Origin of the sequence: Alcaligenes ammonioxydans, assembly GCF_019343455.1 — a bacterium.
Classification (GTDB): Bacteria; Pseudomonadota; Gammaproteobacteria; order Burkholderiales; family Burkholderiaceae_B; genus Alcaligenes; species Alcaligenes ammonioxydans.
Map to the genome: position 1 here is coordinate 1258997 of NZ_CP049362.1, position 18477 is coordinate 1277473.

General features: G+C 57.4%; 16 protein-coding genes and 2 tRNA genes. 8 read left to right on the forward strand and 10 right to left on the reverse strand.

What is annotated here, in order from left to right:
• Nucleotides 1-51 precede the first annotated feature (51 nt).
• The 3 genes from FE795_RS05680 to FE795_RS05690 all read right to left on the reverse strand — a co-directional run bounded on the left by FE795_RS05680 (nucleotide 52) and on the right by FE795_RS05690 (nucleotide 3712).
• A complete protein-coding gene (locus FE795_RS05680; protein ID WP_003804737.1) occupies nucleotides 52-1140 on the reverse strand; it encodes an AI-2E family transporter in 1089 nt (362 codons plus the stop codon).
• Between the two features lie 171 nt (nucleotides 1141-1311).
• Nucleotides 1312-2889, reverse strand: coding sequence for a Na/Pi cotransporter family protein (locus tag FE795_RS05685; RefSeq protein ID WP_207307397.1), 1578 nt, complete (start codon nucleotides 2887-2889; stop codon nucleotides 1312-1314).
• A gap of 747 nt (nucleotides 2890-3636) precedes the next feature.
• Nucleotides 3637-3712, reverse strand: a tRNA-Asn gene (locus tag FE795_RS05690).
• Between the two features lie 547 nt (nucleotides 3713-4259).
• Between FE795_RS05690 and FE795_RS05695 the strand changes: the two genes are divergently transcribed.
• On the forward strand, nucleotides 4260-5402 hold the full coding sequence (locus FE795_RS05695; RefSeq protein WP_003804735.1) for a porin: 1143 nt from the start codon (nucleotides 4260-4262) through the stop codon (nucleotides 5400-5402).
• Between the two features lie 257 nt (nucleotides 5403-5659).
• On the opposite strand, the gene FE795_RS05700 is transcribed toward FE795_RS05695, so the two are convergent.
• A tRNA-Asn gene (locus tag FE795_RS05700) sits at nucleotides 5660-5735 on the reverse strand.
• A 286-nt stretch (nucleotides 5736-6021) separates the two neighbouring features.
• On the opposite strand from FE795_RS05700, the gene FE795_RS05705 reads away from it, so the two are divergent.
• Nucleotides 6022-6942, forward strand: a complete 921-nt coding sequence (locus FE795_RS05705; protein WP_003804734.1) for a DMT family transporter — start codon at nucleotides 6022-6024, stop codon at nucleotides 6940-6942.
• Between the two features lie 18 nt (nucleotides 6943-6960).
• Here FE795_RS05705 and FE795_RS05710 read toward each other — a convergent pair whose 3' ends face one another.
• Nucleotides 6961-8181: a DUF3734 domain-containing protein gene (locus tag FE795_RS05710; protein WP_219235853.1), complete on the reverse strand. Its 1221-nt coding sequence runs from the start codon at nucleotides 8179-8181 to the stop codon at nucleotides 6961-6963.
• 120 nt (nucleotides 8182-8301) lie between these two features.
• Entirely contained in the window at nucleotides 8302-9207 is a 906-nt protein-coding gene (locus tag FE795_RS05715) for a LysR substrate-binding domain-containing protein (RefSeq protein WP_003804731.1), read from the reverse strand.
• A gap of 101 nt (nucleotides 9208-9308) precedes the next feature.
• On the opposite strand from FE795_RS05715, the gene FE795_RS05720 reads away from it, so the two are divergent.
• The gene (locus tag FE795_RS05720) at nucleotides 9309-10364 is read left to right on the forward strand and encodes a YeiH family protein (protein WP_003804730.1); all 1056 of its coding nucleotides are present in this window, start codon (nucleotides 9309-9311) and stop codon (nucleotides 10362-10364) included.
• Between the two features lie 76 nt (nucleotides 10365-10440).
• Here the strand turns inward: FE795_RS05720 and FE795_RS05725 are convergent, their stop codons facing one another.
• Both FE795_RS05725 and FE795_RS05730 read right to left on the reverse strand, forming a co-directional pair.
• On the reverse strand, nucleotides 10441-10821 hold the full coding sequence (locus FE795_RS05725; RefSeq protein ID WP_003804729.1) for a SirB2 family protein: 381 nt from the start codon (nucleotides 10819-10821) through the stop codon (nucleotides 10441-10443).
• Nucleotides 10822-10938: 117 nt separating this feature from the next.
• Complete coding sequence (locus FE795_RS05730; RefSeq protein ID WP_003804728.1) at nucleotides 10939-11805, reverse strand: MBL fold metallo-hydrolase; 867 nt, start codon at nucleotides 11803-11805, stop codon at nucleotides 10939-10941.
• Nucleotides 11806-11879: 74 nt separating this feature from the next.
• On the opposite strand from FE795_RS05730, the gene FE795_RS05735 reads away from it, so the two are divergent.
• The 3 genes from FE795_RS05735 to FE795_RS05745 are packed head-to-tail and all read left to right on the forward strand — an operon-like array spanning nucleotide 11880 to nucleotide 13044.
• The gene (locus FE795_RS05735; RefSeq protein ID WP_003804727.1) at nucleotides 11880-12206 is read left to right on the forward strand and encodes an ArsR/SmtB family transcription factor; all 327 of its coding nucleotides are present in this window, start codon (nucleotides 11880-11882) and stop codon (nucleotides 12204-12206) included.
• The gene (locus FE795_RS05740; RefSeq protein WP_059317953.1) at nucleotides 12196-12624 is read left to right on the forward strand and encodes a YeeE/YedE family protein; all 429 of its coding nucleotides are present in this window, start codon (nucleotides 12196-12198) and stop codon (nucleotides 12622-12624) included. Before FE795_RS05735 ends, FE795_RS05740 begins: the two co-directional genes overlap by 11 nt.
• Nucleotides 12625-12633: 9 nt before the next feature.
• The gene (locus FE795_RS05745; RefSeq protein WP_131071431.1) at nucleotides 12634-13044 is read left to right on the forward strand and encodes a DUF6691 family protein; all 411 of its coding nucleotides are present in this window, start codon (nucleotides 12634-12636) and stop codon (nucleotides 13042-13044) included.
• Nucleotides 13045-13075: 31 nt separating this feature from the next.
• On the opposite strand, the gene cadR is transcribed toward FE795_RS05745, so the two are convergent.
• Nucleotides 13076-13507, reverse strand: a complete 432-nt coding sequence (gene cadR / locus FE795_RS05750) for a Cd(II)/Pb(II)-responsive transcriptional regulator (RefSeq protein ID WP_003804724.1) — start codon at nucleotides 13505-13507, stop codon at nucleotides 13076-13078.
• A 78-nt stretch (nucleotides 13508-13585) separates the two neighbouring features.
• Between cadR and FE795_RS05755 the strand changes: the two genes are divergently transcribed.
• Nucleotides 13586-15901 carry a heavy metal translocating P-type ATPase gene (locus FE795_RS05755; protein WP_230406274.1) on the forward strand — a complete coding sequence of 772 codons (2316 nt, stop codon included), beginning with the start codon at nucleotides 13586-13588 and terminating at the stop codon, nucleotides 15899-15901.
• 357 nt (nucleotides 15902-16258) lie between these two features.
• Nucleotides 16259-17959: a SulP family inorganic anion transporter gene (locus FE795_RS05760; RefSeq protein WP_131071432.1), complete on the forward strand. Its 1701-nt coding sequence runs from the start codon at nucleotides 16259-16261 to the stop codon at nucleotides 17957-17959.
• Nucleotides 17960-18009: 50 nt separating this feature from the next.
• On the opposite strand, the gene FE795_RS05765 is transcribed toward FE795_RS05760, so the two are convergent.
• On the reverse strand, nucleotides 18010-18462 hold the full coding sequence (locus FE795_RS05765) for a TM2 domain-containing protein (RefSeq protein WP_003804721.1): 453 nt from the start codon (nucleotides 18460-18462) through the stop codon (nucleotides 18010-18012).
• Nucleotides 18463-18477 lie beyond the last annotated feature (15 nt).

The window sequence follows — 18477 nt, forward strand, 5'->3', positions numbered from 1 at the left end:
GAGATGCTTGATGGTGAAGACGAGCAGGCCAGCCATAAGGCCGGCCTGTTTTTATTTGTTGGTGCTTTCCTGGTCTTCTGCTTCAATCCGGGCGCTGATGGCCGAGGGAAACAGATCCCAGCATGCGATGAACATGGCGGCGATCAGCGGGCCGATCACAAAGCCGTTCAGGCCGAAAATCGACAAACCGCCCAGGGTGGAGATCAAGATCACGTAGTCCGGGATCTTGGTGTCTTTGCCGACCAGCAAAGGGCGCAGCAGGTTGTCGACCAGCCCAATGACCATAATGCCAAAAGTAGTCAGGATAATCCCGGGGACGTAGTGCCCCGAGACGAAAAAGTAGATGGCAACGGGAGCCCAGATCAGCGATGCGCCCACGGCGGGCAGCAAGGAAAGCACAGCCATCAGGACACCCCAGAACAGAGCGCCCTGAATATCCAGGAACCAGAACATGACGCCGCCCAGCGCACCTTGCGTGGCGGCCACCGCAATATTGCCTTTGACGGTGGCGCGTACCACGGTGGTGAACTTGCGGAAAAGATGAGTCTTTTGGTTCTCGCTCAGTGGAATCAACTGACGGTAGTGACGGCCTAGCTCTACCCCGTCGCGCAGCAGGAAAAACAGCATGTACAGCATGATGCCCAGGCTGACCAGGAACTGGAAGGTGTTCTGGCCGACATTGAGCGCCTGTTTGGTCAGGAACTGGCCACCCTGAACGGCGAACTGCGAAAACTTTTCTTGCAGGGAAGCGGTGTCATGCAGGCCAAAGCGGGCGGCAAAGTCAAGGACGCTGGGGGGGAGGGCACTGAGGATCTTTTGTAGATAGGCTCCGGGATTTAACTGGCCACTGTTCATCAGATCGTATAAGGAGGCGATCTGCTGCACCAGGGATATAGAGATCAGGATGACCGGAATAATGACAATCAGGATAATGATCAGCAGACTGATCAGGGCTGACAGGGAACGGCGGCCTTTGGTTTTGGCCAGGAGTTTGCGCTGCAGGGGGGCAAACAAAATGGCCAGCACCGCTCCCCAGAATACCGCGCCATAAAAAGGAAGAAGTATCCAGACAAAGGCGGCGGAGACTGCGGCCAGCAAAAGCAAAAAAGTATGGAATTGTAGATTTGGCCGGGTGGACATGGAAGTTTTCCATTAGCGTGAATTTGAGGCGATTGTAAGGGGGAATCCTTACTGCCGGAGTGAATCTTGGTATCTGTTTATTGGGTTTCTGCTGGCGTTAAAACACGCCTGCGCCCTTCTTGTTTGTCACGGCGGGGGGAAAATCGGCGTGCAGGGGCTGGGCCCCTGAGGTCAGCGCTTGGCCTGACGGGCCAGTTCCAGGTAATGGCTGGCGCGCCAGATGTGCTGGCTGCTGCGCTCAAACCAGCGGTGAGTATCTGTGATTCGCAACGTGCGCGAGACATCATCCTGTCCTTGGGGGGCAGCCAGAAGCTGGCCGCGTACCGTATCCAGCAATTGGGCCTGAGACTGAGCCCGGACCTGCATTTGTTCCTGCCAGTCAACGGGGGCTTGTGCATGCAGGCTTTGCTGAGCCAGTGTAGTCAGTTCTGACGCCAGGCTCCGGGCGTGCTGGTAGCGTTGGTCCAGCAGATCCGTGCCCGGCTGGTACTGTAAGCGGCCACGCAGGCGCTGCATATGATCGATGGCATGCAAAAGCGCGCTGATGTGGGCGGCCACTGCTGGATCATCCGCCGCGCTGGGAATGCGCAAGACAAACTCGTAAGCCTGATCGAGTACAGTCCCGATCTGCTGCAGATCGGTTGCTGCCGTATCGGGGCGGCTCATGGCCAGACTGTGCTGATACAGGTTCAGCAAACGTTGTGCCTGCTCTTGCAAGGTGCGTTGTGTGGTCTCCAGTGCCAGGGCAGGCACTTGCAGCAGGCTGTCGTCCAGATGATGCGGGGGGCGAGCAGCCCGGTCAGGCACCAGCTTTTGTACCCAGCGGGCAAAAGGCTGGGTAAAGGGCAGGCACAAGGCGGCGCCCAAGCCAATGAACAGGCTGTGAAAGGCCGCCAGGCCCAGGGCTCCGGGAGGGGTATTGATATAAGAGCCGGTGGCGTACATGGCTTTGAGAAACAGCGGCAGAATCAGCAGGCCCAGCAAACCGGCAATGACGTTGAACAGGATATAGGCAATGGCTGTGCGTTTGGCATAGATTGTGCCGCCAATAGCGACCAGAACGCCAGTCAGGGTGGTGCCGATGGAGGCTCCCACGACGATGGCTGCCGCTTGGTCAAAGCTGATGGCTCCTGCATCCAGCGCGGTCAAGGTCATGGCGATGGCCGCTGTCGAGGACTGCAGCACCGCGGTCAGGGCCAGCCCGGTCAACATGATCAACAAGTGAGCGCCATAACCGCCGGCAGGCAAGTGGGCCAGGCTGAAGTTGGCCGCCAGACCTTGCATGCCATCCTGCAACATGCTCAAGCCCAGAAATAGGGTGCCGAAGCCGGCCAGGGCACGGCCCAGTTCCTTGTGACGACCGGGAGCCAGCAGTTTGAGCAAAGCCCCCAGACCGATTAATGGCAGGGTGTAAAAACCCAGATTCACTTTCAGCCCCAGGCCAGAAATGATCCAGCCGGTAGCGGTATTGCCAAGGCTGGCACCAATAACCACGCCAATGGCTTGTGTAAAGGAAATCAGCCCGGCACTGACAAACCCGATCAAGGTGACGGTCGTGGCTGTCGATGACTGGGCCAGTGCCGTAATCAGCGCCCCAGAGGCAAAGGCTTTGATGGGGCGACCGGTAAAGGCCAGCAGTATCTGTTTGAGGGAGCCGCCTGCAAACGCGACCAGTCCTTCGGACAGAAGCATCATGCCAATCAGGAACAGGCCAAGTCCCCCTAAAAAGGGGAAAAGAGTATCGAGCATAGAAGCGTGCGAACAACGGAATAATCGATAGGCCCAGGTGTGACAAACCCGGACAAAAGGTTGGATGCTGCATTATCGCCAGTTACGCTAGCAGATGGCGTGAAATTCTCCAGTGATGAACACGGCTTGTTCCTGACGACGAAGAGGGCATACGCAGTGCAGGCTCTTTGTATTGAATAAGAGCGTTGACGTTTTTAGTGCTTAGGAAAGAGCGCAGGTTCGAACACGTTGGGGAGCCAGCTTGCAGGGGCAAACGGCAGGGCGCTTTGAGGGCTGAGCAGGTATAGGGAGTTCATAGGTGGCATGTCTATGCCGTCCTGGCGCATCAGCGCTTGCGCACGACGAGTTTTATCCTTGATGCCTAACTGGAACGAGTTCAGGACTTAACAGTGCATACGCCGGTGCTGATCAGGAAAGATTATAAAGAGTGGCTGGGTACGCGATTGAGGTAGAGGATGGAGGGGGAGCCGAGCGTTTTACTCCTGATAACTGACAAAAGGAGAGCGCCTGCGCTCAAGAGCTGCGGGTCCTGGCATGGGGTAAACACCGCGTTGCGGGATGGCCGGTGCGTCAATCCACGGGTTGCGCAGCGTCGATAAAGCGGGATCTGTGGGAGTCGGTCTATCACCCGCACGAGTAGGCACGGCTGATGATGGTTGTGATTGGCCCTATTGAATGAACGAGGAACTTGGTTCAGGCCAGACGTAGAAAAGCCCAGCTGCTTGCGTAGCTGGGCTTTGGTATTTTTGGCTCCCCGACCAGGGCTCGAACCTGGGACCTGCGGATTAACAGTCCGTCGCTCTACCGACTGAGCTATCGGGGACCAGCAAAGAAAATAATTATAGAGTGAAGGTTGCGGGTTTGTAAAGCGTTATTTTTAGAAAAAGTGAATTTCATCGACGCAAACTGGGGAGCAGGCTTGGCAATAGGCGTAAATCCTGAGTTTTTCGGCAGGAACATACCGTCCGGTCAATAAATCAGTCAAGCCGATTTGTAGCATATGGTTGCAAGCCGTTTGTTTAAAGGCTTTGCGGCTTGCTGGCTGGCTTTTGAAAAATTCTCGACAGATGAGAAAACTAGGGAAAATGCGGATAAAACCCCGCAAATATGCGAGTTCCAGTTGATTGACATCAATATTGTTTATGTCTGAAATATAAATGCTTGCAGTATATGGGTCTCAACTATCCAGCCTGTTTTGAGCCGCGTCTCAAGATGTGCCGGTTGGGGGGTTTTGCTGTCAAGACAGAGGAGGGAGTGCAGTGAGCTCGTGCCGGGACTTTTTGTCGGCAGGCTGGCTCAGCACTTGAACAACAAGGCCGGAAAAAATCATAAGTCCTCCGGCATTCAGACGTTTACAGAGAACAGAGAACATGAAAAAAACTATCTTGGCAGCTTTGCTGATGCCTGCACTGGCAGTTCCCGCTTTCGCTGCATCGAATGTGACCTTGTATGGCGTGGTCGATACGGGCCTGGGGTATGAACAATGGAAAGGGGACGACATGAAGGGAGGGGCAGGCAAACGCAGTCGTTTTGGCTTGTATGACCAGGGTTGGATGGGTAACCGCTGGGGGCTGATGGGCAGCGAGGATCTGGGCGGCGGGCTCAAGGCCAACTTCATGCTGGAAAGCGGCTTTGATCTGGGCACTGGCAATCTGCGCCAAGGCCGCTTGTTCGGCCGTCAGGCAAGTCTGGGTTTGAGCGGTGAGTCCTGGGGGCGTGTTGACCTGGGTCGTCAGACGACGGTCACTTCCCTGTATGTGGCGGGGGTAGCCAGCCCGTTTGGTGGCAATGGCTATCAGTACGGCGTGGGGGCGGCATTTGATTCGGCCAATACGGTTCGCTATGACAATATGGTGGCTTATCAGAGCCCCGAGTTCTCCGGTTTTCAGTTCGGTGCGGGTTACTCGTTCAACACCAATGGACCTCAGCAGTGGGATCGCAGTGGTTTGAGTGGCAATGCCATCAACAGCGATGAGGCAAACGTGAAAGCCGTCAGCGTGGCCATGCGCTATACCAATGGTCCCTTGAAAGCCGCGCTGAGCTTTGACCAGGCCCGTTATGGTTCTGCTCGCGAGCGTGGCGGCAATCTGGTGGCGGCCCAAAGCGGGAATGTGAGTGCCTGGAACCTGGCTGCCAGCTACAAGTTCAGCTTTGCGACGCTGCATGCCGCTTTTGGTCAGAGCCGCAATGGGTATATTGGCGGCTCCTTGCAAACCGAGCAGTTTGGTCCCGGCTTGCATAAAGACCTCAAGGTCAACTCCTATGCGTTGGGCGTGACGGTACCGGCAGGCAAGGCAGGTTCTGTGCTGGCTTCCTGGACGATGGCTGATCCACGTTCGACACCGCGCAGCACGGATGATGCCAAGACCCAGCATGTGTTCAGCGCGGGCTATTTGCACAATTTGTCCAAGCGCACCAGCCTGTATGCAATTGGCTCTTACGCTCGCAACATCGGCTACTACAGCGACCTCAAGAGCACGGTTGCCACGGTGGGTGTGACGCACCGGTTCTGATCTTTCCGACTGATTCGGTCAATTTTGAGCCGGGGTAGTGCGTTAGCAGCGGCGGCGCCGGCTCAAGCAGGAGCGAAGTCAGGGGAAAGAGCCACAGCGGGCCTGCATGAGATGCAGGCCCGCTGTCTTTTTTGGGATCGGGTTTTGTTTGTCCAAATGTTAATGACGCGGTCTACGCGTGCCGCGTAACGGACAAAGACATGCACAAAAAAAATCAGCCCAACGCAAACGCGATGGGCTGATTTTGACGGTTTTCTTGGCTCCCCGACCAGGGCTCGAACCTGGGACCTGCGGATTAACAGTCCGTCGCTCTACCGACTGAGCTATCGGGGACCAGAGAAAAAGAATATAGCATGTATTTTGGAAAGTGTGCAAGTTTTCAGAGGGAAAAATGGCAAGGATCTGGGCGGGATGGCGGGTGGTCTGTTTTTTTGCTGCTCGCAGGCCGCCGTGGGGCGACTCTCAGCCCTCTGAACGCGCGTGCGCTTTGTGGGGCAGCATGGTCGCTGCACAGGGCAAAGGGTAGAATCGAATTCTTCTTGCTTTTATTGACTCTTTTTTCTGTCGGGGCCAGCGGCTGTTTTGCTGACAGTGTCGCCCTGCAAAGTGATGAATCTCCATGCAAGCTCGTCAAGGCCCCAGTGCGCAGCGCAGTTCCTTTTTGATTGGACTGGCGCTCTCAGGGGGCGGCTCTATCCTTTTCTCGGCCAAAGCGGTGGTGGCCAAGCTGACGTATCAATATGATGTCACTGCGCTGACCGTCATTGGGTTTCGGATGCTCCTGTCCTTGCCTTTTTTCCTGGCCATTGCCGTTTGGCAAATCCGCAAAGTGCGACAGGGCAAGCTGGCGGCGTTAACCGGCCGGCAGAAGCTGGAACTGGTGGTGCTGGGTTTTCTGGGCTATTACCTGGCCAGTCTGCTGGATTTTATCGGGCTTGAGTACATTTCGGCAGGACTGGAGCGGCTGATTCTGTTTTTGTCGCCGACCTTTGTGCTGATGTTCTCGGCCATTTTCCTCAAGCGCCGTATTCTGCCCAAGCAATGGTTGGCCTTGGCGCTGGCTTATCTAGGGGTAGGGCTGGTCTTTATACAGGATCTGAGCCTGACAGGTGACGACGTTCTGCTGGGTGCATTGTGTGTGCTGGGCTCGGCTATTTCCTATGCCATCTATCTGATTGGCTCGGGTGAGTTGCTCAAATCCATTGGCTCCACGCGTCTGGTGGCGTACGCCATGTCATTTTCGGCGGTCTACACCCTGATTCACTTTTTCGCCGTGTTGGGCTGGCAGGGGCTGGTGCAGCCTGCGCCGGTCTATGGCCTGTCCATGATTCATGCGGTCTGCAATACGGTCTTGCCCACCTTCATGACCATGTGGGCCGTGGAGCGCATTGGCGCACCGATGAGTGCGCAGATGGGCTTGATCGGGCCGGTCTCGGTACTGTTTCTGGCCAACTGGTTTTTGGGGGAACCCATTACGCTCATGCAATTGCTGGGCACGGCCTTTGTGTTGAGCGGCGCGATGGTTTTGAGCCGCCGCTAGGCGCAGGCCGGGGCGGGCTTATTTCCCGCCTGCCAACCTTTTTTCAATGTCTTCGCGGTGCACGTCATACGTAGTGAAGCCGGCCAGGTTTTGCGGCATATTCAGCTTGTCCCGATGCTGCAGGGTTTGACGGATATCCTCCAGGCCACTGCGCCAGTGCTCGCGCATGGTTGTGCGGCCAAACTGATAGTCCTTGTAATGCTGCTCGTAGGGCTGGTTGCGGTAAATCAGGTGCACTACGTTGTAGCGCTTGTTGCTGGCCAGTTCTTCCGCCAGGCGGCAGGGTAGCCGCTCTTTGCGCTGGTCCTCGGGGATCAGCGCCAGCAGTTCGGTCAGGATATGACGCATGTACTGCGAGTGGCGCATGTCCTCGGTCACCATACGTGTCCGGCTGGAGTAGCGGATTTCGTTCAAGCGGTCGCTGACCTCACCCATATTGGTTGGGACCGGTCCTCGAGCACTCCATAAATCCACTTGAAAGACCAGGGTGTCACGGCGGGGCGACTGATCCAGCACATAAGACAGTGGGGTATTGGAGACCAGACCCCCATCCCAGTAGTACTGGCCGTCAATTTCCACCGGGGCAAAGGCGGGGGGCAGAGCGCCCGAGGCCATGAAGTGCTCGGCCCGCAAGACGGTGCGATGGTTGTCAAAATAGACAAAGTTGCCCGTGCCCACATTGACCGCGCCCACTGAAATACGCTGACGCTTGTCGTTGATGCGATCAAAGTCGCATAGACGCTCCAGCGTGTCTTTCAGGGCACTGGTGTCATAGTAACTGGCTCCTTCGGGTACGCCCGGCGTGGCCTGCATAGGCGGGGGGAAGCGGGGACGGAAGAACCCGCGCTGGCCCAGAACGAGCGCATTGCTGGCATTGAAGGCGCTGATCGCCTCACGCATCATGTCGTTAATCCCAAAGAGCGCACGCTCCAGACAGGCAGGGCCAGACCAGCCGAAATAAGGTTCGCAAATGGTGTTCCAGAACTCGCGCAGACGCTCTACCTGGCGCTCGGGGGGATTGCCCGCAATAATCGCCGTGTTCAAGGCGCCAATCGAAATGCCGGACAGACAGTCGGGCTCGATTCCGGCCTCCAGCAATCCCTCGTACACACCGGCCTGATAGGCTCCCAAGGCGCCGCCTCCTTGCAGTACCAAGGCGACAGTCTCGTAAGGGGGGAGATAGGATGGGCGGGCAAAATCGGGGGTATCTTGCGCTTGCGGCATGGGGGCAAGGTTCATGACAGGGCTCGGTTCAAGAGGGGCAAAAGATCGGGACTGGTGATCCCATCTGTTTGTGCTGCACTGCAGCAAGAATACCATTGCTGTGTGTCAGAACGCGGACCAGAATGCAAACTAGCGTCAATTTTCAGGAGACGAGGAGCCGGCTGGCGGGTTGTGCAGGTGTTGTGCAAAGGCGCTTAACACCTGACTGCGGTAGCGCTCTTTATGCAGCACCAGCGACAGACGACGTTTCAGATCCAGAAAGGGGGTATCCAGAATACGAAGTCGCTGATTGGCCACCGCATCCAGGGTGGCCGCCTGGGGAAGGCAGGCCAAGCCCAGTCCGGCGATGACCGCCTGTTTGATGGCCTCCACCTGGCCCAGCTCCATCAATACATGTCCACCGGGTAATGTATTCAAGGCTTGTTCGGTTAGTGCCCGCGAGGCTGAGCCCCGTTCGCGCATGATCCAGTTCATGCCTGCAAAGTCCTGTTTGTGCAGGGTGGTCCGGGTTGCCAGTGGGTGATCGGGGGCGGCGCAGACGACCAGAGCGTCCTCGCGCCAGATCCAGGTCTCCAGTTGGGGGTGGTTGACCGGCCCCTCTACGCAGGCAATATCGCAGCGGTGTTCCAGTAACTGGCTGATGATATTGGCCGTATTGTCGACCGATACATGTAAAGACACGCGCGGGTGCTGGCGTACAAACGACCCCACCAGATCGCCAATCAGGTAATTGCCCACGGTATTGCTGGCTCCGATGCGGATTTCACCGCGCAATTCACGTTCTTCCTGCTGGCTTTGCATCTCGCGCAAGCGCTCCAGAATTTCACGTGCATGCGGTAGCAATTGTTTGCCGCGACTGGTCAGTTGCATACGTCCGGGCGTGCGCTCGAACAAAGGGCTGTCCAGTTGCTTTTCCAGTTCGGCCAGCGCCATGCTGGCCGCCGGTTGGGACAGGTGAATCTGGGCCGCGCAGGCGCGCACGGTGCCTAAGGTGGCTATACCGACAAACACTTCCAGTTGTCTGATGCTGATCGCGTTCATGATAAATAAAATTGATACTTACGATAAGTAATAATGAATTTTTTAATACTCGGGGTCAACCTAAAATTACTTTTACTTATTACCCTATCTGGAATGACACGATGAGCAGTGTGACCGATTTACCCGCCGCACCTACCGCCTTGAAGGCGCCGGACACATCGGGTTTCTCTCTGAAGCCGTCGCGTTGGTGGGGGTTTTTGTTGGCGGTGGCGGTGGGTGTCGCCGCCATGGGCCTGGGCAAGCTTTGGCCTTTGATTGGCGGCCCCGTCTTTGCCATTGTGCTCGGTATGGTGCTGCGTAACACGATGGGCGTGGCGACGCTGTTTCAGCCCGGCTTGCGCTTTTCGTCCAAAGTGTTGTTGCAGTGGTCAATTATCGGCCTGGGCTTTGGACTGAGCCTGCCGCAAGTAATGCGTACCGGTTTGGATTCTCTGGCGGTGACTTTGGTGACATTGACAGTGGCCTTTGTGACGGCTTTGCTGCTGGGCCGCGCTCTGGGGATTGCGTCCAAGCTGCGTACCCTGATCGGGGTGGGCACCGCGATTTGTGGCGGCTCGGCGATTGCGGCGGTCACTCCAATTCTCAAGCCTGAAGAGCATGAAACGGCGCTGGCGATCTCGACCATTTTTATTTTCAATATTGTGGCAGTGCTGGTGTTCCCTTTGGCCGGTCACATGATGAATATGTCGGATGCGGGCTTTGGGGTATGGGCTGGCACGGCGATCAACGATACCTCCTCGGTGGTGGCAGCTGGTTACAGTTACAGCCGTCAGGCAGGCGACCATGCCACGATCGTCAAGCTCACTCGCGCGACTCTGATCATTCCGATCTGTCTGATTCTGGCCGGGCTGGAAGTATGGCGCTCGCGTCAGGCCGGTCGGGATTTTGATCTGATGCGGGTGTTCCCCTGGTTCATTGTCTGGTTCATGGTGGCTTCAGCTGTGCGCTCGATGGGCTGGGTGCCCGTGCAATGGTTGGAACCGCTGCGTTTTATGGCTGAGTTCCTGATGGTGCTGGCATTGGCCGCTATTGGACTGTGTTCAGACCTGCGTGTGATGGCCCGAGCCGGTGTGCGACCTGCCTTGCTGGGACTGGGGGTGTGGATAGCGGTGGCCGTCAGCAGTTTGCTGGTTCAGCGCTGGATTGGCGTCTGGTAAAAAGCAACCGGAAAAAAACCTGGCCGTGGCTTAATCTGCCACGACCAGGTTTTTTTTGTGAGCAGCCGGCTGGTGCTCAGACGAACCAGGAAGCAGGGCTGCGGTAAATGGCCACGCCCACGATGTAGGCAAAGATCGCAATCGCGATCAGTGCCGCAACCCCCCGGCTGAAAGCCGTCTTGCCACGCTTGATGGCATAGCTGCCCACCACGATATACACGATCAGCAGCACGATTTTGGTAATGAGCCAAGGCTGATTGGCCGCGGCACCCAGCATGCCCGCCAATGCCAGGCCACAGACCAGCAAAACGGTGTCGATCACATGGGGGGCGATTCGTACAAAACGATGTTGCAGACAGGCAGAGCCACTGACTGACCAATAGGCCCGGATGATGAAAAACAAAATACTCAGCCCGGCGGCTGTCATGTGCAGGTGTTTGAGGACCATGTATGTCATGCCTGTTGTTTCCTTCTGAAGTTCAGGGTGCAGAAAAAGGCAGTATACGCAGGCTGGGCCTCAAAAGTTTTTCTGTGTCGGGGCTCACACTTGCCCCGACGCAAAAGTCCGCCGTACTTAGAGCAGATTGACAGGCAGTTTCAGATAGACCTGACCGTTGCTTTCGGGCTCGGGGAAGTGCCCCGCCCGGATATTGACCTGGATGGAGGGCAGGATCAGGCGCGGCATGCCCAGCGTTTTGTCCCGTGCCGTGCGCCGCTCGCAGAACTGCTCTTGGCTGATGCCGTCACGCACATGGATATTGCCTTCTTTTTGCGCTTGCACCGTGCAATGGGATTGAGGTTCGCGCCCTTCTGGCGGGTAGTCGTGACACATGAACAGGACGGTCTGTGCTGGCAGTGCCAGCAGGCGTTGAATGGATTGGTAAAGCTGACTGGCGCTGCCACCCGGAAAGTCACAACGGGCGGTGCCGACATCGGGCAAGAACAAGGTATCGCCCACAAATACACCCAGTCCCTGGACGTGATAGGCCATGTCCGCGGGCGTGTGACCAGGGACATGCAGGGCCTGAACCTGGAGGGCACCGATCTGGAAATACTCCTGGTCGCGAAACAAAGTATCAAACGGCGTGCCGTTGGCCTGAATTTCGGCCTCTATATTAAAGATACGGCTGAAGGTGGCCTGCACTTGCTTGATATGTTCACCAATCGCAATTTTCCCTCCGGTTCGCTCCTGAAGCCAGACCGCGGCAGATAAATGGTCGGCATGGGCATGGGTTTCCAGAATCCATTGCACCTGAAGTTGATGCTGCTGCACAAAGTCCAGCACCTGTTGAGCGGTGGCGGTGTGGCTGCGGCCCGAGGCCGCGTCATAGTCCAGCACCGAATCGATGATGGCGCATTCACGTTGGCCGGGCGCATAAACCACATAGGTGAAAGTGGCCGTATCGGTATGAAAGAAGCTGGCGACCTGGGGTTGGAGCATGTCAGACCTCGTGGTGCTTATAAAATATTAAAAGATATTATATAATAATATATATTGTGTTTTTGTAGAATGATATGAATCAAACTGAACTGGAAGCCTTGCGGCAGGTGGCTGGCCGTGCCAGCAGTCTGCTGGCTAGCCTGGCCAACCCCGACCGTCTGATGATTCTCTGCACCTTGGTGCAGGGGGAATGCAATGTGGGGGAGCTGGCTCAGCGTAGCGGTATTGCACAGCCTACCTTATCCCAGCAATTGACGGTATTGCGGCGGGAAAATCTCATTGCCAGCCGTAAAGAAGGCAAATACGTGTATTACCGCCTGGAAGATCCGGCGGTACTGGCTGTCATGCAGACGTTGTATGGAATTTTTTGCGCCCCGGGAGGCACTGATGATCACCATTGATTGGACTTCGTTTACCCCATGGAGCGCCCTGCTCGGGGGCGCCCTGATCGGTTTGGCAGCGGCCATTCTGGTGCTTTTTAATGGCCGTGTGTTCGGCATCTCCGGGCTGCTGTCGGGCACCTGGACCGGGCAGGCTGGTGACCGGGCCTGGCGTTGGATGGCGCTGCTGGGCATGGCGGCGGCCCCTTGGCTGTATCGCCTGATCGGCGAGACCGTACCCCCAGTACAAGCCCAGCCTTGGATGTGGGTCGTGGTGGCAGGCTTGCTGGTGGGGTTTGGCACCCGTTTGGGCTCGGGTTGCACCAGCGGGCATGGCGTGTGCGGTTTGTCACGCCTGTCACCGCGCTCATTGGTGGCGACCCTGGCTTTCATGGCCAGCGGTTTTTTGACTGTGTTTGTGTTGCGTCACGTGCTTTAAGGAGCCGCCATGCATTACTTCATCGCGTTGATTTCCGGCCTCATTTTTGGCTTGGGCTTATTGATTTCCGGCTTGGCGAACCCCAGCAAGGTTCTGGCGTTTCTGGACCTGGCGGGAGCCTGGGACCCGTCTTTGGCGTTGGTGATGGCAGCCGCTATTGCCGTGGCCATTATTCCTTTCAGCGTGGCGCGTCGTCGTCCTTGCGCGTTCGTGACGGGTCAGCCCATGAGCCTGCCCAAGCAACGGCAGATCGATCGTCCACTGGTATTGGGCTCCTTGATCTTTGGGGCAGGGTGGGGGATAGCCGGCTTTTGCCCAGGGCCGGCGGTGGTGTTGGCAGCCTCCGGTGCTCCCTTGGCGCTTGTCTTTCTGGTCGCGATGCTGATCGGTATGGGGGTGGCAGGCCGGATGCGCACTTAATTGCCGGGCTCACATGTGCGGCCCACGCGGGTTAACCCAAGTGGGTGCTGGGAGCCGGAACGTGATCCGGCTCCATATTGACCAGGCCTTGCAAAATACCGCAGTGCTCCAGGCCCCCGGCTTGTCCGCAACGGTGACGCAGTTCGGTCAATTGCTGTTGCAGATGCTCCAGCTCGGCAATTCGCACCGCCACATGTTCAATGTGCTCATCCAGCAGTTCGTTGACGGGGGCACAGTCCTGGGCTGGACCATCCATAAAGGCCAGCAGGCTGCGGATTTCCTCATGGGTCATATCCAGGCTGCGGCAATTGCGGATAAACCGCAGCCGCTCCAGATGAACCGGACGATACAAGCGGTAATTGCCTTCGCTGCGCTCAGGTTCGGGCAGTAGTCCGACCTTCTCGTAATAGCGGATTGTTTCCGTGTTGCAGTGGCTTTTTTCTGCCAGTTCACCAATTTTCATTGCTCTGCCTCCAGGGGGCTTGACCTTGTAGTTACTTTAGGCTTTCTACTGGGCTCATGCAAGCAGCGAGGAATTGCGATGACATCCGCTAACAAGACATCAAGGTTCGACAAAGGGCAGGGCGCAGCCAATGTTCGTCCGGCTGAGCACGACCATGCGCATAGCCACGATCATGAACACGCCGTGGGCGATCACAGTCATGACCATAGTCATGAGCATGATCAGGTTCGTCCAGACTCCCAGGCCCATGAAGGAGCGTGCTGCTCGAGCCCGGCTGTTGGCCCTACGGTGGCGCTGGCGGCCAGCACCGACACGCGGCTGGTGGTTCATATTGCCGATATGGACTGCCCGGCCGAAGAGAATATGATCCGTTCGGGTCTGAAACGTCTGGACCAGGTACAGAGTCTGGGCTTTGACCTGATGCAGCGTGTCCTGACCGTGGAGCATGCAGAAGGGGCACGCGACAAGGTATTGAATGCATTGCGCGGTTTGGGCTTTGAGCCTCGCATGGCTGACGAGGCGCCGGTGCCAGCAGCCTCGCCCCGCCAGGGACTGGTTCGCATTGTCGCTGCGGTGGTGCTGGCCTTGGGCGCCGAGATTAGCCATTGGCTGGCGGCCCCGGAGTGGCTGATTGTGGTTCTGGCTGGGGCGGCGATCCTGTCCGGCGGCGTGCAGGTGTACAAAAAGGGCTGGATTGCCTTGCGTAATGGTCAGCTCAATATCAATGCCTTGATGAGTATTGCCGTAACCGGCGCGGTGATTCTGGCACAGTGGCCGGAAGCAGCCATGGTTATGTCTTTGTTCAGTCTGGCAGAATGGATTGAGGCCCGCTCTCTGGATCGTGCTCGTAGTGCGGTCGACAGCTTGCTCAAGCTGGTACCCGATGAGGTGCTGGTCAGTACGGATGGTAGCCAATGGCAACGGATGCCGGCCAATCAGGTTCAGGCGGGTTTGCAGGTGCGCGTGGCGCCCGGGGAGCGTTTCGGCCTGGATGGCAAGGTCTTGCAAGGTGTAAGCACGGTTAATCAGGCTCCGATCACGGGCGAGAGTGCGCCCGTGGACAAGGCCCCCGGCGACGAGGTGTTTGCCGGGACGATTAATGGCATGGGCGAGCTGGTGTATCAGGTGCAGTCCGCGCACGATGAAACCTTGCTGGCTCGTATCACGCGCTCGGTTCAGGAAGCCCAAGCCAATAAGGCGCCCATTCAGCGTTTTGTGGATCAATTCTCGCGTGTCTACACCCCATTGGTGGTGCTTGCCGCGGTGGTGATGGCCTTGGCCTTGCCCCTGATGGGGGGGGTGAGCTGGACGGAGTCTGTGTATCGGGCTCTGGTCTTGCTGGTGATTGCCTGCCCTTGCGCTCTGGTGATTTCCACCCCGGTGGCGGTGGTCAGTGCTTTGGCGAGCGCCGCACGCGCCGGTATTTTGATCAAGGGGGGCGTGTATCTGGAGCGTGCCCGACAGTTGCGGTATCTGGCTGTGGACAAGACGGGCACATTGACCCTGGGCGAGCCTTCCTTGAGCGAATATGGCAGCCTGCGTCAGAGCCTGTCGGATGGTGATGTGCTGGACATGGCGCTTGCGTTGGCCGAGCGTTCTGACCACCCGGCCTCTCAGGCGATTGCACGAGGCCGTGTCAGTTCGGGCTCATTAAGCCTGGATCAGTTCGAGGCGATAGCGGGTAACGGTGTGCAGGCGCAAGGTGTGACGGGTCAATTGCGTTTGGGCAAGCGCAGTTGGGTGCTGGGCTCCCATCAGGCCCAGACCAGCCCGGCCGAGCTGCAGGCCGTGCAAAGTGGTGCCACCATGGTGTATCTGGGGGACGAGCAAGGTTTGCTGGCCTGGTTCGCGATGAGCGATACGCTGCGTCCCACCACCACACAGGCGATCCGTGACTTGCAGGCGCTGGGTGTGCAGGTGGAGGTGCTCTCTGGTGACCATGAGCAAGCCGTGCGCCATGTGGCCCAGCAAGCCGGAATCCAGGATTTTCGAGGTGGTTTGCTGCCACAAGACAAGTTGGATCGGATCGAGGAAAAACTGGGTAAAGGCCTGGTAGCCATGGTGGGCGATGGCATCAACGATGCCCCCGCCCTAGCTCGTGCGGATGTGGGTATCGCCATGGGTGCTTTGGGTTCGGACATTGCGATCGAGACGGCCGATGTGGCTTTGATGGACGATGATCTGGGCAAGATTGCCGTGTTGATGCGTCAGTCCCGGGCTTTACACCTTGTGCTGTGGCAGAACATCAGCCTGGCCTTGGGCATCAAGGCTGTGTTCCTGGTGATGGCTCTGACCGGTCAGGCCACCATGTGGATGGCTGTGTTTGCCGACGTGGGGGCCAGCCTGCTGGTGGTATTGAACAGTTTGCGTCTGCTGCGTGCCCGGAACGCGTAACCCTCATGTTTGCTAAAAAAAACTCCACCTGATTGAGGTGGAGTTTTTTTATTGCCGGGCTGCCCCCCAACTCGGCTCCCCCTCTCGGTCAAAATGGGCTCCTTGGGGATGAGCTCTAACCCCCAGTAATGCATCACAGACTGCTGTGTGCCAGGCCAGTTTGAACGGCCTGCAGGTCGCGAGCTGGAGCGCAAGCCGCGGGCGCAGCATGGGGTTTCTTTTAAGCGTCATCAAATAAGGCCATCACTAACGTGAAGGTTGCGGCGTGCGCGGTAGTATCATTAAGACTCCATTTGAGTGTAGGCCCCGCTTGTTTCTTATCTGTGTCGAGCAGGCTGGGCATGATAAGGACGCGCGATGATTGCACTGCTGGAGGCGGGTCGAGCCGGATTTCTAGGGCGAAAATATTGGCTGAATAATGTGCTGGCCGGTTTGGTGGTGGGCGTGGTGGCCTTGCCGCTGGCCATGGCCTTTGCCATTGCCTCCGGGGTCAAGCCGGAGCAGGGTTTGTATACCGCCATTGTTGCCGGTCTGGCGGTTTCATTATTTGGCGGGAGTCGGGTTCAGATTGCAGGGCCTACGGGCGCTTTTATTGTGATCTTGTCCGGCGTGGTGGCGCAGCATGGCGTGGCCGGGCTGCAGATTGCCACCTTGATGGCCGGGGTGATTTTGCTGCTGCTGGGCCTGTTGCGCCTGGGGGCGGTGATCCGCTTCATCCCCGATCCGGTCATTGTGGGGTTTACGGCCGGTATAGGCGTGATTATCTGGGTAGGGCAGTGGCGGGATTTCTTCGGTCTGCCCGCCGTTCAAGGCCAGCACTTTCACGAAAAACTCTGGTTCCTGCTGCATAATCTGCCGTCTCTGGACTGGGCAACCACGCTGCTGGGGATGTTGTCCCTGGCTATTTTGATCGTTGTGCCCAAGATTCCGTCCCTGGCGCGCTTGCCTGGGCCCTTGGTGGCTTTGGTCTTCATCACCCTGCTGCAGGCCGTGCTTCGGTTTGAGTCTGTAGCGACCATCGGTTCCAGCTTTGGCGCCTTGCCCAGTGGCTTGCCCGCTTTCCAATGGCCGCAGATTACGCTGACCCGTGTGGTGGAGTTGATCGGGCCAGCTTTTGCTATCGCCATGTTGGGGGCGATCGAGTCTCTCCTGTCCGCAGTGGTGGCCGATTCGATGACAGGCTCACGCCACGACTCCAATCAGGAGCTGGTCGGCCAGGGGATTGCCAACGTGCTCTCACCCTTGTTTGGCGGGATTGCCGCCACGGGGGCGATAGCCCGTACCGCCACCAATATTCGCAATGGCGGTAACAGTCCCATTGCTGGTGTGGTGCATGCGATTTTTCTGGTGCTGGTCCTGCTGCTCTTGGCGCCCTTGGCCGCGTATATTCCTTTGACGGTACTGGCTGCCATTTTGTTCATGGTGGCCTGGAATATGAGTCAGGCCAAGTTGCTGCTGCGTTTGCAGCGGCGCATGCCCCGGGCTGACCTGTTCATTTTGTGGGTGACATTTGCCCTGACCGTGTTCGCGGATCTGGTGGTGGCCGTCAATATCGGGGTGATCCTGGCCATGTTGTACGTGCTCAAACGCACCTCTGACGGGGTGCAGGTACGGGCGCTGGAAGGCCGTCGTTTGCAGCGGGCACTGGATGTGTCTTTTAGCCAGGAGCTGCGTCAGGATATCTCGGTGCTGACCCTGGAAGGTCCTTACTTTTTTGCCAGTGTTGAAGCAGTCAATCGCGCACTGCTGTCCGTGCCAGACCCAATTCGAGCGGTGGTCGTGCGCCTGAATTATGTGCCTTTTGTGGACGCCACTGCCATGCAGGCCCTGGAGTCTGCTCTGACAGAGCTGGAGCAGCGCAATGTCATGGTCGCCTTGTGCGAGGCTAATGAGAAAGTGACTCGCAAGCTGATTCGCATGGGCTTGTTCAAACAAATCCATGCCCAGCGTGTTTTCGATAGTTTGCAGACGGCCTGGGACAGTGTCAGCGCGACACTGGACCATCGGTCCGGTCAGGACAACGGGGCGGCAAGCTTGGACGTGCAAGCGGCCCCGTAGGCCTGGAGAGCGGGTTCGGTCACCGCTGGCTGTGGGCAATGACAGAAGGCTTAACGGAGCAGTTTGAACTCATCGTCACCCATAAAGGCATAGCGCAGGGCGTCGATCAAGGCCAGAAAGTAGGCCAGCGGGGACCAGATGGCAAATAAAACCAGGAACAGTAGGCCCATGCCGATCTGACCCAGGTAAAAACGGTGTACGCCCAGCCAGCCCAGGAAAATTGCCAGAACAATGGCAATCTTGCGATGGCTGTTGGGTTTGGTCAGCTCGTCTTTCTTGCTGGTTGAGATCCAGATGACCAGCGGGATGGTGATCAGAAGGGCGATCAATGCCTTGCCCCAGTGGACTGTCAGGTATTGCTGGACTTCACGCATCAGGTCGACGAAGTCATGAAACAGAAACCCCAGGTAGGACGCGAGGTAGCGGAGAATGGCTTCGCCAAAAGTCAGGCCCAGCATGACGATCAAAAAGATGGCAATGCCCAGAATGATTTTTTGCAGCATGGTGTTTCCGTCAAA